Here is a 275-nt window from a genome sequence, read left to right as displayed (position 1 = left end):
AAATTCGGCGACGAGTATTGCACCGCGTTGTTCCAACCCGAGTCGCCCGTCACGCCTTGATCGGTCGAGTAGGTCGGGAACGTGCCGAGTCCGAGGTAGACGTGATAGACCATCGGCGAGAAGACATACGAGTCGATGAACGGATTGAACAGGAGCGTCGATACGAACAATTGAGTGGTCAGACGGCCGGCGGTGACCGTGCCGTACGGCGATTCGATACCGACATACGCATTGCGCGAGAACATCGTGTCGCCGCTGAAGCGGCCGTACTGGCC

At 58.9% G+C, this 275-nt stretch carries 1 protein-coding gene; it reads right to left on the bottom strand.

Annotated elements, in window-relative coordinates:
* A partial coding sequence (locus SB771_RS34350; protein WP_410721956.1) for a porin occupies positions 1-275 on the bottom strand: 275 nt, incomplete at both ends.

It is taken from the genome of Burkholderia sp. SIMBA_051, from assembly GCF_046534915.1.
GTDB lineage: Bacteria > Pseudomonadota > Gammaproteobacteria > Burkholderiales > Burkholderiaceae > Burkholderia > Burkholderia ambifaria.
Note: the sequence above shows the minus strand (reverse complement) of the source record. Positions and strands in the feature narration are given on the sequence as shown.